Source organism: Rhizobium cauense, from assembly GCF_019511525.1.
GTDB classification, from domain to species: domain Bacteria; phylum Pseudomonadota; class Alphaproteobacteria; order Rhizobiales; family Rhizobiaceae; genus Rhizobium; species Rhizobium cauense.
Genome location: NZ_JAEUAT010000010.1, coordinates 179,680 through 192,256 on the forward strand (window position 1 = coordinate 179,680; position 12,577 = coordinate 192,256).

The 12,577-nt window shown below is 60.5% G+C and carries 12 protein-coding genes; 5 read left to right on the forward strand and 7 right to left on the reverse strand.

Annotated features, from left to right (window positions below; all coding sequences use genetic code 11):
* A complete protein-coding gene (locus JNB88_RS19845) occupies positions 1 to 660 on the forward strand; it encodes a ribbon-helix-helix domain-containing protein (RefSeq protein WP_220356934.1) in 660 nt (219 codons plus the stop codon).
* 90 nt (positions 661 to 750) lie between these two features.
* The gene (locus JNB88_RS33390; RefSeq protein WP_222858080.1) at positions 751 to 1,494 is read left to right on the forward strand and encodes a hypothetical protein; all 744 of its coding nucleotides are present in this window, start codon (positions 751 to 753) and stop codon (positions 1,492 to 1,494) included.
* A gap of 114 nt (positions 1,495 to 1,608) precedes the next feature.
* On the opposite strand, the gene JNB88_RS19855 is transcribed toward JNB88_RS33390, so the two are convergent.
* Positions 1,609 to 2,562 carry a transglutaminase-like cysteine peptidase gene (locus JNB88_RS19855; RefSeq protein WP_220356935.1) on the reverse strand — a complete coding sequence of 318 codons (954 nt, stop codon included), beginning with the start codon at positions 2,560 to 2,562 and terminating at the stop codon, positions 1,609 to 1,611.
* 204 nt (positions 2,563 to 2,766) lie between these two features.
* Between JNB88_RS19855 and JNB88_RS19860 the strand changes: the two genes are divergently transcribed.
* Complete coding sequence (locus tag JNB88_RS19860) at positions 2,767 to 4,038, forward strand: ABC transporter substrate-binding protein (protein ID WP_338111016.1); 1,272 nt, start codon at positions 2,767 to 2,769, stop codon at positions 4,036 to 4,038.
* 19 nt (positions 4,039 to 4,057) lie between these two features.
* On the opposite strand, the gene JNB88_RS19865 is transcribed toward JNB88_RS19860, so the two are convergent.
* Positions 4,058 to 5,578, reverse strand: coding sequence for an ABC-F family ATP-binding cassette domain-containing protein (locus tag JNB88_RS19865; protein WP_220356936.1), 1,521 nt, complete (start codon positions 5,576 to 5,578; stop codon positions 4,058 to 4,060).
* Positions 5,579 to 6,007: 429 nt separating this feature from the next.
* Here JNB88_RS19865 and JNB88_RS19870 point away from each other — a divergent pair, with 429 nt between their 5' ends.
* Positions 6,008 to 6,310: an alkylphosphonate utilization protein gene (locus tag JNB88_RS19870; RefSeq protein ID WP_220356937.1), complete on the forward strand. Its 303-nt coding sequence runs from the start codon at positions 6,008 to 6,010 to the stop codon at positions 6,308 to 6,310.
* Positions 6,311 to 6,807: 497 nt separating this feature from the next.
* Here JNB88_RS19870 and JNB88_RS19875 read toward each other — a convergent pair whose 3' ends face one another.
* Complete coding sequence (locus JNB88_RS19875; protein WP_220356938.1) at positions 6,808 to 8,367, reverse strand: helicase HerA-like C-terminal domain-containing protein; 1,560 nt, start codon at positions 8,365 to 8,367, stop codon at positions 6,808 to 6,810.
* Positions 8,368 to 8,597: 230 nt separating this feature from the next.
* Here JNB88_RS19875 and JNB88_RS19880 point away from each other — a divergent pair, with 230 nt between their 5' ends.
* A complete protein-coding gene (locus JNB88_RS19880) occupies positions 8,598 to 8,990 on the forward strand; it encodes a hypothetical protein (protein ID WP_037137734.1) in 393 nt (130 codons plus the stop codon).
* Between the two features lie 57 nt (positions 8,991 to 9,047).
* Here JNB88_RS19880 and JNB88_RS19885 read toward each other — a convergent pair whose 3' ends face one another.
* From JNB88_RS19885 to tam, 4 genes are all read right to left on the reverse strand, one after another.
* On the reverse strand, positions 9,048 to 9,479 hold the full coding sequence (locus JNB88_RS19885) for a hypothetical protein (protein WP_051977217.1): 432 nt from the start codon (positions 9,477 to 9,479) through the stop codon (positions 9,048 to 9,050).
* 117 nt (positions 9,480 to 9,596) lie between these two features.
* Positions 9,597 to 10,040 (reverse strand): hypothetical protein, encoded by a 444-nt coding sequence (locus JNB88_RS19890; RefSeq protein ID WP_156142659.1) that lies wholly within the window; start codon positions 10,038 to 10,040, stop codon positions 9,597 to 9,599.
* Between the two features lie 135 nt (positions 10,041 to 10,175).
* Positions 10,176 to 11,684: a glucose-6-phosphate dehydrogenase gene (gene zwf / locus JNB88_RS19895; protein WP_220356939.1), complete on the reverse strand. Its 1,509-nt coding sequence runs from the start codon at positions 11,682 to 11,684 to the stop codon at positions 10,176 to 10,178.
* Between the two features lie 114 nt (positions 11,685 to 11,798).
* Positions 11,799 to 12,569 (reverse strand): trans-aconitate 2-methyltransferase, encoded by a 771-nt coding sequence (gene tam, locus JNB88_RS19900; RefSeq protein ID WP_220356940.1) that lies wholly within the window; start codon positions 12,567 to 12,569, stop codon positions 11,799 to 11,801.
* Positions 12,570 to 12,577 lie beyond the last annotated feature (8 nt).

Sequence of the window (12,577 nt, forward strand, 5' to 3'; positions counted from 1 at the left end):
ATGCTGATCGTCAAGCCTGGCAGCAACGCACTTTCCGAGCTCGAGCCCATCGATGAGCCCCTGCCGGCCATCGGACAGGACGAGATCGAGCCGCGCTTCCGGGCTGTTGTCGGTCGCGGCGGCGAGCGTCGCGGCATCCGTCTGGAGCGGATCTACTGGGATGGCCTCGGCCGCATGTCGTCAGCCGGCAAGATGAGCACTGCCGACCTCGTTCACTACACGGCCTCGCAGATGCCGGAATCCGGCAATCTGGCCTCGTTGCTGCGTGTCCTCAGCTTCAAGTGGGCGCTGCGCCGGCTGGATAGCGTCGAAGACGCCTCGTCGATGTCAAACGTCAACGCCATCATCCAGGCGTCGCCGTCGCCGACGATCCTGCTGACGCAGGAAAAGAAGATCCAGTTCTTCAACGATCCCTTTCTGACGATGCTGCGCCAGCGCCTCCCGATTGGCGATTCGGCGCAGTTGACGAAGAGCCTGAGGTTCTCGATCGACACGCAGATCGACGAGGCCATCGCGACGCTTTACCGCAACAGGGGCAAGACGCTGAATACCGGCTTCACCATTGCCGTCGGCTCCGCCTCGATGAAGGGGCAGATCAACCTGGCTCTGGCACCAACGCATGAGAAGTCGATGCTGATCGGCTACATCTCCCGCTACTAAGGGCAATTTCTGCCATGAAATAGGCGGCTGAAACGCCCAGCTGCTAGCGCAAGTGTGGAATCGCACAGAGCCGAGAGCAGTTAGCAATTGATGACGACGTTGCGCCACAAGCGGACGTTGACACTCCTCCCAATTTCAATTCAGGTGAAGCCAAAAGGGGGAAGAACCATGCCCGGCGAACTAACTATGAGGGTTGTGCGAGAAGATTACGCCCGGCGTGTCAGCGTGTATTCTCGTTCTGACGGGAAGTACGAATATGTCGAAGAGGTGCTCTCTGAATGGGATAACAGCCCGCCCTCTTGGGTCGGAGAACATACGTCAGGCATCCTCGCTAGCGCCAAGGATGCCATGGCAGAAGCCAAACAGGTGATAGAATGGATGCGGCTTCCATCGGCGACAAATAGTCGACCCACGGACGTTGACGTGCCACTTCGGAGGTGGCGGCCAGTCGGTGTTGCCGAGCGGGCCCTTATTACGCACTTGCTCGGGCAGGAGTTTCCTGGACGAGCCGAAATCCTCGAACAACTCAATTCTCTGGAAGTTATGCGGATTGGTTTTGGCAGCAGCCTAAAGCTTCGCAGTGAAGGGCCGTACGCCGAGGTTAAAGACAGTGACGCTCCGTCCTCGCGGCCGAACGACCGTATTCCCGTTGAAGGATTTTATGACGACGTCATTGATGAAACTAAGGGAATGTTGGGTATCGCGGCCCTCGTGAGGCTCGCATTGCATGTGACTGGCGGAGAGCTATCAGAACTTGAAATATACAAAGAGAATGGAAAGCCCATTCTCATCGATCCCTATGAGATTGATCTGTCGAGGGTTCATTTCTACTGAAGGGTCCCATCTACTTTGCGATCAGGGCTCCGCTGCAACGTCCGCTTCGGGCCGAAAGCAGCCTTCACCGATGACGGCTTTGCGCTGCCAAAAGCGGCTATCGTTTTCAATCTCTCAGAAAGCCCCGCCTTCGCCGGGCGCCACCTTTTCCAGCGGCATTGCCGAAGCCACCTGCTTTGCGCCCGTGCGCGTTCCGTGCAGGTAGCCCTTGCCGTCCGCGATTGAGTAGAGTGGCACGTAGTCGGGCAGCTTCGTATCGGAGAGAACCTCGTCACGCATGTTGTCCAGGATGAAGCGGTTGCCATTCACCGCGACGGAGAGCACGGCGTGGTAGAAGCGCCGCTTCTGATCGTAGAGGACGACGACGGACATGTCCTTGAGATCGACGCCGTCAGCGTGCAGGGCCGCCATCTTCAGGATCGCGAAATCCTCGCAATCGCCCTGCTGGCGCGAGAGCGTCTCGGCGGGCGTCGCCCAGTAGTCGGCCACCTTGTAGGTATCGATGTCGCGGCTGTAGCGGATCGCATGATTGATGGTCACGTTGACCGCGTTCAGCTTGTCGCGGATTGAGGACTGCGTCGTTTTGGTGAAGGCTACCTTGAGCGCGGCCGTGGCCTCGGAGCATTTGCCGCCGTTGCAGTCGACAGCTGTTCCGTCCGTCATTTCCGCAAGCGACGGTGCGAACTTCTTCAGGGCGACAAGGCGCTTGAAGGGAATGGCGACGGTACCGAAAGCAGCGTTGCCTGTCGGTGCGGCAATCGCCGGACGTGCGACGGGCAGTGCCGGCGCCGCGCTCTCCTTTACCCAGCCGGCAGGCTCGGGCAGCGCGCGGGTCAGCGCAGCAACGTCGATCGTGCCGATCGCGCTTGTTGCCAGGCTGAGGAGGCTGGCGACGCCGCCAAGGGGCAGCGCGCGCACGGTATCAGCTGCGACGTCGAACGAATGCATCGCGCCTGCCATCTGCTGGGAGGGAAGCGCTGATGCCGACGAAATAGTCGGCCCGAAAGCAAGGGCAAATGCGGAGAAAGCAAAAGCGGCGATATTGCTTGTTCTTATGCTGCGCTTCATGGGTCGACGTCTCTCGTTGGCTGTGAGAAACGTACAAAACAGCTATAAAAATCAGGTATTTAAGCGTGGATAAGCGGGGTATAAATTATCCGTTCAAAAGAACATAAAAGTTTAGTGTGTCGATCAACCAAGTTTGGGCGAAGGGTTTGCTTTCCGGTGTTGCCTGTGCAGATATGAAATCCTGCAAAAAGGCCGGAAGCGGCCGTGATTTTGAGAGTGGGGGAGCAGGTGACAGTGCAGTCGATCGAGCAGGTGCAAGGCTCGCATGGTTTACGCTCGGCACGTCAAGTGTCGCCTTCGGAAGGCGTCGGTTCCCTGAAACGCATCAAATCGCTTCTCGCAATGTCGATCGTCGTCGCCTGCGGGGCGCTCTCGGGTTGCCAATCCGATGTCGATGGCATCGCCAAGAATGCGAAGACCAATGACATCAAGGCACCCTCGACCGAGGTCGAGGAAAGCTTTGGCGAGACGGGAGCGGAGATAACGCTGCTGCTGTCGAAGGGCGCAACTGGTCTCTATGAGGGGGCTGCGCGCGATGTGCGCGATGGCGCCGGTCTCGGCGTGGGCGAACTCGGTGGCAATCAGGTTTTTGTGAAGGTCGTTGATGTGGCCGCCGGCGCTCCCGCTGCAGCGGCGGCAGTCACGGCTGCCAAGGCGCGTGGTTCCGCACTTCTTGTCAGCTATGCCTCGCCCGCCGTCACATCGGCCATCGCTGCCGTTCCCGCTGACCAGCGGCCGCCATTGCTCAATCTGGGCGCACCAGTGCCGCCGACATCGGGCAATGTTTATAACTTCGCGTCCGATGAAATTGACAGTGCCGTCGAAGGCGTGCGGGCAGCCGCTGCCGGCGGCCACAAGAAGGTGCTGGTTTTCGCACAGAGCGATTTTCCGGCCGCAGGCGAGGAGCGATTGGCAAACGCCATCCGTGGTGGCGGCGGCACCTATCTCGGAATTGCCCGCTACGATCTGACGGATGCATCCGCTTCCGACGCCGTGAAGAGGGCGACGGCCAATCTGCAGAATGCCGACACCGTGCTCGTCCTTGGGAAATCGGTCATCACCACGACCATCGCCGGCGCAGTGAAAGCGAGCGGCAAGACGAACGTCACCTTCGTCGGGACCAACGCCTGGCCGCCGCAGACCTACACCGATCCCTCGGTGGCAGGCGCCGTGATCGCCATGGTCGAGCCCGAAGGCGCGACGATGATCGCCGATCGCTACAAGCGCCACTACAAGCGAACGCTGTCCACCGATGCCGCTCATGGCTATGATGCGGTGGCGATCGCCTCCGGGATCGTCCGGACCAAGGGGCCTGAAGGCCTGAACGCGCAGAACCTGACGAGCAAGGTCGGCTTCCGCGGCGTGACCGGTCTCTTCAGGCTGACGCCCGCCGGTACCGTTGAACGCAAGATGAGCCTCTATTCGCTCAGTGGCGGCAAGCTCAATCTGCTCGGCGCCACTCCGGCATCGTTCTGAGAGCCTGCACCGCCCAAGTCTAAGGCCGCGCCGCCGCGAAGAAGGGCTCGGGGCTTTCTACTTCGATGAGCCGCCGGCGCTCGATCTGCCAGAACCGGTTGCCGATGGCGCGCACGAAGCTGCGGTCATGCGAGACGACGAGGCAGCTCGCCTGATGGGCCATGAGTTCGCTTTCCAGCGCTTCCTGCCCATCGATATCGAGATGGTTCGTGGGCTCGTCGAGCAGGTAGAAGTTCGGTTCCGCCAGCCGCAGGACCAGCATGCCGAGCCGCGCCTTCTGGCCACCCGAAAGCCGCCCGACGGGACGCGTCTGCATGTCGATGCTCATGCCGGCGCCCGCCAGCAGCGCCCGAGCCCGCTGGTCGCCGACGTCGAAGCGGCGGATGATCGTCTCCATCGGCGTGTCCTTGTCCTTGAGGTCGGCAAGCGCCTGGTCGCTGTAGCCGAGCACCAGCGAGGGAGTGGCCTTGATGCCGTCCTGCGCCGTCTCGGCATTGCCGATCGCCTTTCGCAGCATCGCGATCAGCCGTGATTTTCCGGCGCCGTTCTCGCCCAGCAGCACGATCCGATCGCCCTGGCAGATGAACTGCTTGCCGGTCCGGAAGAGCGGCGCGCCTTCAGGCGTCAGCACCTCGGCATCGTCGAGCGTCACCAGCACCTTGGCGTGCGTGCCACGGTTGGCGAGCTTGATTGCCCCGGCTGACCGCTCAAGGTGCGCGGGCTTGGCCGCATCCTCCAGCTTCTCGGCGCGTTGCTTGAGCTGCTTGGTCTTGACAACCAGCAGGTCGCTACCGGAATTGATGCCGATATTGTTGAGCTTCGCCGCCTGCTTGCGCAACTGCTCTGCCGTCTTCATGTCCCGCTCATAGCGTTTCCGGTCGGCGGCATCCACTTCGTCCAACGCCGCCCGCGCCCGGCTGTAGGGCAGGGAGAAGACCTGCGATTGCTCCGGTCGCAGGAACAGCGTGCGGTTGGTAACGGCATCGAGAAAGGCGCGGTCGTGGCTGGAGATGATGGCGGGCACGTCACGCGGCAGGGCGGTCAGCCATTCTTCGAGTGCAGCGATCTTGCCGAGATCGAGGTGGTTCGTCGGCTCGTCGAGCAGCAGCGCGTCCGGTTCCATCACCCAGGTGCGCGCCAGCATCGCCAGCCGCTGCCAACCGCCGCTGAGTTGACCGACCGGGCGGCTGCGCAAGGCTTCCGGAACGTCGAGCGAATCGAGCACGATGTCCACGCGCCAGCTTTCGTTCGCCTGCTGATCAGCGGGCAGCACCTGCAGGACGGCATCGTGGAACGGCGCCTCAAGCAGCTTGGCAGGCACGTCCTGCTCGACATAGCCGATTGTCAGCCCGCGCGAGCGCGTGATGTCGCCGTGCGTTGCCTCCAGCGCTCCTGAGATGCAACGCAGCAGGGTGGACTTGCCGCGGCCATTGGCTGCAACTAGCCCGAGGCGGTCGCCTGGGTTGATGGCGAGGTCGAGCTTGGCAAAAAGCGGTGCGCTGAGTGTGACGACGAGATTGCGAATATTGATAAGGGTCATGATCTTGCTCTGGTCTTGCCGAGCGATCACACGGGCGAGGGCATGCAGCCTTCATCGCGTGCGTGTGCTCAAGCTCGGTGGATGAATAGTTGCAGACGAGCGGAATGCCCGAACTGCTGCCACGAGGGGCAGACCAGGAAGAGAGTCTTGAGAAACGGTCTCTGGTCAGCCCTGCAAACGCATCTGCGGGGCGTTGACGGGGCCACGCTGCCGGTTGAACCGGAAATAGAAATTTTGCACGCGACCCTCCTTTCTCTTTGAGTGCATAGGCGAAATACCATCCGGCAGGCAAAAATGCAATCGAGACGATTGTATCCGGGCCTTCTGTGCCCCCCGCGCAGGGCAATCCCGTGGGTCAACTTGCGCAAGGTGGCTTGGCTGTTATAAGCGGCCCTGACAGGCAACTCATTGATCTCCAGGAGAAGCGTCATGGCCGGCGGTGACGACGAATACGTCTACGACGAAGTAACGGGTGAATGGCGTCCGGCTTCCGAATTGGCCGTCGCGGGGCAGGGGGATGTCGAGGTTCGCGACGCTTCCGGAAACGTCCTCAAGGACGGTGACTCCGTCACCCTCATAAAGGACCTGAAGGTGAAGGGCGCCAATCAGACGCTGAAGCAGGGCACGGTCATCAAGTCGATCCGGCTGACGGATAATCCCGAAGAAATCGACTGCCGCCACGAGGCCATTAAAGGCCTCGTCCTGCGCACGGAATTTGTTCGCAAGCGTTGAGGACGATCGCAAGATTTCAAACTAGGCTGTGAACTCATGCGTTGGGAACAACCTGGAATGATGGTTGTCTGTAGTTGTGCAGCGCATAATTTCACCATAGGGCTTGACGGCGTGACAGAACAGCTTTTCCACTTTCAGTCGCGTTGGAAAGAAGAATTGGTCGTTTCGGGAAGTGGGGGGTCCTTCGTCCTAGAACTACCAATGGGTGTAATGTCCGTCCACCTACCTACCGAAGCAGAGTGGAAACGTCGCGCGCCGGAATGGGCGCGATCGCTTTGGCCAGAGCTGAAACGAGAACTGGAAAAGTGGTGCCGCGAGAGCAACGCCCAATTCCATGTTGATCCTTCGGCAGGCGTTTACCCGCTTTGACAGGGCATATTTGCTATTGAGGTTTGCGGCTTGTCGCTTTCATATCGCTCGGGATACGATTCAGCATCGGCATGAGCCGATGCGGTCGGATCGATCTCGTGTGGCGTGTGATCGAGCCACGCCTCCACTCAGCGCTTCAAGCTGCCTAGGATGCCGCGCACCAGCGCTCGCCCGACCTGTGTCGCCACGGTACGGGCGACGCTCTTCATCGCTGCTTCGACGACCGTTTCGCGCTGATAGCCGGGGGAACGGGCGCGGCCCTGGCTCTTGGCCTGCGGCTCGTTGTCGTCATCACCAAAGCCCGGTAGCGTCCAGCGACCCGTCGCGCTGCCCTCTGTCGGTTCCGTCGGCTGCACCTGCTTCGCGGCATCGGAGTCTGACGCCTTCTTGGCGCGTGCCGTCAGAATCTCGAAGGCGGATTCGCGATCGAGATCCTCGTCATAGACGCCGAGCACAGGGCTCTTGTCCATCACCTGCTGGCGTTCGGGATCAGTCAGCGGGCCGACGCGTCCGGACGGCGGGCGCACCAGCGTCCGCTCGACGATCGAGGGTGAACCCTTCGCCTCCAGCGTCGACACCAGCGCCTCGCCGGTGCCGAGCGTGGTGATAACCGTGGCGCAGTCGAAGGCAGGGTTGGGACGGAAGGTGTCGGCCGCCGTCTTCACCGCCTTCTGCTCGCGGGGCGAATAAGCGCGCAGCGCATGCTGCACGCGGTTGCCGAGCTGAGCGAGCACCGTTTCCGGCACATCGAGCGGGTTCTGCGTCACGAAATAGACGCCGACGCCCTTTGAACGGATAAGGCGCACGACCTGTTCGACGCGCTCGGTCAACACCTTCGGGGCGTCGTTGAAGAGCAGATGCGCTTCATCGAAGAAGAACACGAGGTTCGGCTTTTCGGGGTCGCCCACCTCAGGCAATTCCTCGAAGAGTTCGGAGAGCAGCCACAGCAGGAAGGTCGCGTAGAGCCGCGGGTTCATCATCAGCTTGTCGGCGGCAAGCACCGAAATCTGGCCATAGCCGCGGTTGTTGGTTCGCATGATGTCTGTGATCTTCAGCGCCGGCTCGCCGAAGAAGTGTTCGGCACCCTGCTGTTCCAGGACCAGCAGGCCACGCTGGATCGAGGCGACAGACGCCTTCGAGATCAGGCCGAACTGGCTGGAAAGCTCGGTGGCGTTCTCCGCCATGTAGTTCAAGAGCGATGAGAAGTCCTTGAGGTCGAGCAGCGGCAGGCCGCCCTGATCGGCAATCTTGAAGGCGATGTTGATAACACCTTCCTGCGGTTCCGACGCATCCATCAGCCGCGCCAGCAGCAACGGCCCCATTTCGGCGATGGTGGTGCGGACGCGGTGACCCTTCTCGCCAAATAGATCCCAGAAAATGACAGGGAACTGGTCGAAGTCGTAGTCGTCAAAGCCGATCTGCTCGGCGCGCTTGGTCAGGAAATCCTTCGGTTCGCCTTTTGCCGCGATGCCGGAGAGGTCGCCCTTGATGTCGGCGCAGAAGACCGGCACGCCGGCCCGCGAAAAGCCCTCGGCGAGCACTTGCAGCGTCACCGTCTTGCCGGTGCCGGTCGCGCCCGTCACCAAGCCGTGGCGGTTCCCGAACTTCAGGTCGAGATACTCCGGCTTGTTGATGCTGTCATCGGGATTGCGGCTGACGCCAACGAAAATCTTGCCATCCTCGAGCATTTCGAAAATTCTCCCTGCGGCCGTCGGCGCCGATTGCGTCAAAATGCGGAGTATGGGTTCCGCACGGTCATTATAAAATCGCCACTCTGTTATAAGCAGGGAGTTCAGTGCGGACAACTGTCTGCATTAAAAGGAAAAGTGGGATAAAGCCTGCTTCCGCCGCGGGCGGCTTGAGTTGCTCCCCAAGTTCGATTAACGTTGACGTTAACGTTAAAAATAGGAGGCTGACAATGACTGAAATCGTAGACCAGATCGCCGCGCGTGTGGGCATCACCCCGGAACTGGCCGAAAAGGCAGTGGGCATGATGCTCGGCTTCTTGCAGCGTGAAGCGGCGGACGGTCCGGTTACCAAGATGATTGAGGCCATCCCCGGCGCGTCCGACCTCGTTGCCAAGTACAACGGCGAAGGCGGGAGCGGTGGCGGCATCCTCGGCAGCATCATGGGCGCGCTCGGCGGCGGCGGCATTATGGCGCTCGGTCAGCAGCTGATGTCGGAAGGCCTCGGCATGAGCGAGATCACCTCGCTTGCCAGGGAAACCATCGCGGTTGCCGAACAGCATGCAGGCAAGGAAGTTGTCGACGAGGTTGTCGGCTCGGTTCCGGGGCTTAGCCAGTTCGTCTGAACGGCAAAACACGAATTTTCGACGGGCGGGCTTGTTCCCGCCCGTTTTCTTTTCCGCCTACCGCGTTACGCCAAGCAATGTCAGCCAGATTTCCGACTGATCGCTGGCTGCCTGGCGCCCGGCATCGCCAAGCACAGGCGTGCCGCAGTAGCGTTTGACGTTGGCCCGGTCGGCATGGCTGAGCTGAGGATTGCGCGACGCGACAATGACTTGACGCCAGGCGCAGCCGAGTACGGGGTCGACAACTATGCCCCCCGCGCAGCCGGTGCTCAGGCAGAAGGAGACCTTCCGCTGGCTCTCGATGCGACCCGCAATCGCGTCCGCATACAGCCCGGTCCAGGCGGCGCGAATATCCTCGCAGCTCCCGGGAGTCTTGCTCTGATGGCAGTCAACCTTCGGGACATAGCTCTCAGCGGGCGGCCAATCGGCAACCTCGGCAAGGCTGACGCATCCGCACGCCAGCAGGGCTGTAGCAATCAACTGCAGCATTGGGCTCCTCGCTTGATGAAAGCGGCAAGAGAATCACTGAAGATAGGCTCAATGATTCTTACTCGCTGAAGAAGCGTTCCTGAAGCTTGATTGTATCAGGATGGGCAAGACAAGCAGTCAATGCTTGCTCTTGTTTTCCCTTGCCAGCTTGAGAATGACGTCGTCAGCCGCGTCGGCGAGCGCCATCGCGATTTCGGCCGCTTTCCATCCTCGTTTCTCACCATTGCGGATGAGCTCGAAGAGGATCGGCTCGAACTCTGACCTGCAGGTTTCCATGCGTTGATCGGACGGCGAGCTTTTCTTTGACAACTGAGTATCTGCCATGTGAAGACCCCAAAACCTGAGAATAGGTTTAGCAAGGCCGTGAAAGAGCGCAAGTAAATATATTAATCGAGCTTTAACAATTTCGACTAATGCGCGCTTCATTCGCCAAATGATAGAAAAAAACAAGAAGGGCCCGCCGGGGTTGGACGAGCCCCCGCTGTCTTTGTCGCACTGAAACAGCAACGCGCCAGCAGAAAAAATCTTCGCTGTGCAAGGGGAAGTGGTCAATTCATCCATATTTTGTATAGCGTACCATAAATGTGTTGCGGTGAATTATGGCTAGACATCCTTGGTGCAATATTTCACCCGGAATGCGGGAAGTCCCTCTAAGTATTATTTGGTTTTACTTTAGTTAAGCGTGCATTTGTGAAGCTATTTTGGCTCTTGGTTGCGTTGGGATTCGCCCAGTTCATGCCATTCCCGGCCATCGCGACGAATGAGTTCGTCGGCGCAGGATGGACCACTGCTTCCGGGTGCGTAGGCCTCCGGCGTTTCGCCGCTCTTTGCCCATACATCCAGGAAGGGTTGAACCGCAGCCCACCCGGCTTCGATGCCGTCGGCGCGCTGGAACAGCGTTTGGTCCCCGATGAAGAGGTCGTAAAGAAGCGACTCGTATCCGGTCATCTTGCCGATGTCGAACTTGTCGGCATAGCGGAAGTCGAGCGAGACCGGCACGGTATCGACTGAAAAACCGGGTGACTTGATGGAGATCTCGACACTCAGTCCCTCATCCGGCTGTACCTGGATGACCATCCTGTTTGGCGGCAGGTGGCGGTTGACGTCCGTTTTCCGAAATTGCGCGAACGGCACTTGCTGGAAGGTGATGACGACTTCCGTATCGCGGGCTGTCAGCGCTTTCCCGGTCCGGAGATAGAAGGGGACGCCTGCCCAGCGCCAGGAGTCGACGTAAAGCTTCAGTGCAACAAAGGTTTCGGTGTTGCTGTCAGGTGAGACGTCCTTTGTCTCCCGGAAAGCCGCAATATCGTTTCCATCGAGCTTGCCGGCCGTATAGGCGCCGCGCACTGCATGGGTGGCGGCTTCCTCCGGCGTGTAGATGCGCAGCGCGCCCAAAGCCTTGCTCTTTTCCGTACGGATCGCTTCCGCGCCAAAGCCGTTCGGGGCCTCCATCGCGATCATCGCCAGCAACTGGAACAGGTGGTTGGGGATCATGTCGCGCAGCGCGCCGGTGGCGTCGTAGAACTTGCCGCGGCTGCCGACGTCCACCGTTTCGGCAGCGGTGATCTGCACGTTGTCGATATAGTTGTTGTTCCAGAGTGCCTCGATCATCATATTGGCAAAGCGGGCGGTCAGAATGTTCTGCACCGTTTCCTTCCCCAGGAAATGGTCGAGGCGATACACCTGGCTCTCGGCTATCTTGCTCAGAATGCGGGCGTTCAGCGCGCGCGCGGAGGCAAGGTCCGTGCCGAAGGGCTTCTCGATTGCGATCCGCCGGAAGCATCCGTCAGCCTCGCTGGTGAGCCCGTGTTCTGCAAGCTTTTCGACAAGCGTCCCGAAGAATTGCGGCGGCACGGCGAAGTAGAAGGCGGCGTTGCAGCTTGCCAGGTGCTTCTTGATCTCGAGGAATATCCCGTCCTGCATGAAGTCACCCGAAAGGTAGGAGATGCGCTGGCGAAGTCGTCTCCAGGCATCGTCGGTCTCGGGTCGGATAGGCTCGCTCAGGCTAGCAAGGAAGCTGTCGAGCCGCGCCACCAGGGAAGCGTCATCGCCGGGCTCAATGCTGACGCCGAGGATCTTCAGGTCGTCGCCGACAAGGCCGCTCCGGGTCAGATTGATGATGGCAGGTATCAGCAGGCGCCGCGTCAGGTCGCCGGTGGCGCCGAAGATGACAAGGGTGGCTGGCGGAATGGGGGCGGCGTCCATGCAGGTCTCCTCGCTGTTTATGTCGACTATAGTCCGCGGGAGGGCCGCGGCAAGCGACAGGATGCCGCCTGCCAATGGCAGGCGAATGTCACTCAGAAGCCGATTGGCTGACTATCAATTTTTCACGGCCACCATGAAGATCCGCGGAAACCGCAGCAGGACGCGACCGTCCGACATCTTCGGATAGGCCTTTTCCACGCGGCCCAGATAGTCCGCCAGGAATGCGTCGCGATGTTCTTCGCCCGCGTGGTCGAGATAGGGCCTGAGGCCCGTCCCCTTCACCCATTCGACGATCGCCGCGGCATCCGCCATCGGATGATTGTAGGCGGTATGCCAGATGTCGACGCGGGCGGCCTTGCCGATCAGCCGGCTATAGTAGGTCGACGGCGGGGGCAGCGGCTTGCGGCGAACGCTCCGCGCCTCGAAGGCCGTTTTCCACGGCCCGGCGTGCGCTGTCTCCTCCATCAACAAATGGGTCGGCTCGGTCAGATTATCGGGCATCTGCACCGCCAGAGCGCCGCCCGGCGCAAGCCCGTCCATGAGGCGCTCGAAGATGTCGAGATGGTTCGGCAGCCACTGAAAGACTGCGTTTGCAAAGAGCAGGTCGGCCGGCTCGCTCGGTTGCCAGGTCGTAAGGTCGGCCTCCACGAAGGGCGTGCCGGGCATGCGCTTGCGGGCCGCCTCCAGCATGTTCAGGTCGCTGTCCAGGCCGGAAACGCCAGATGCTCCGAAGCGCTCGACAATCAGTTCCGTCGAATTGCCTGGGCCGCAGCCGAGATCGACGGCATGACGGACATGCTCGAGCGGCACCTGTGCCAACAGATCACGTGCGGGGCGCGTGCGCTCGTCCTCGAATTTGACATACTGGCTGGCAGACCATGCCATGGATCGTC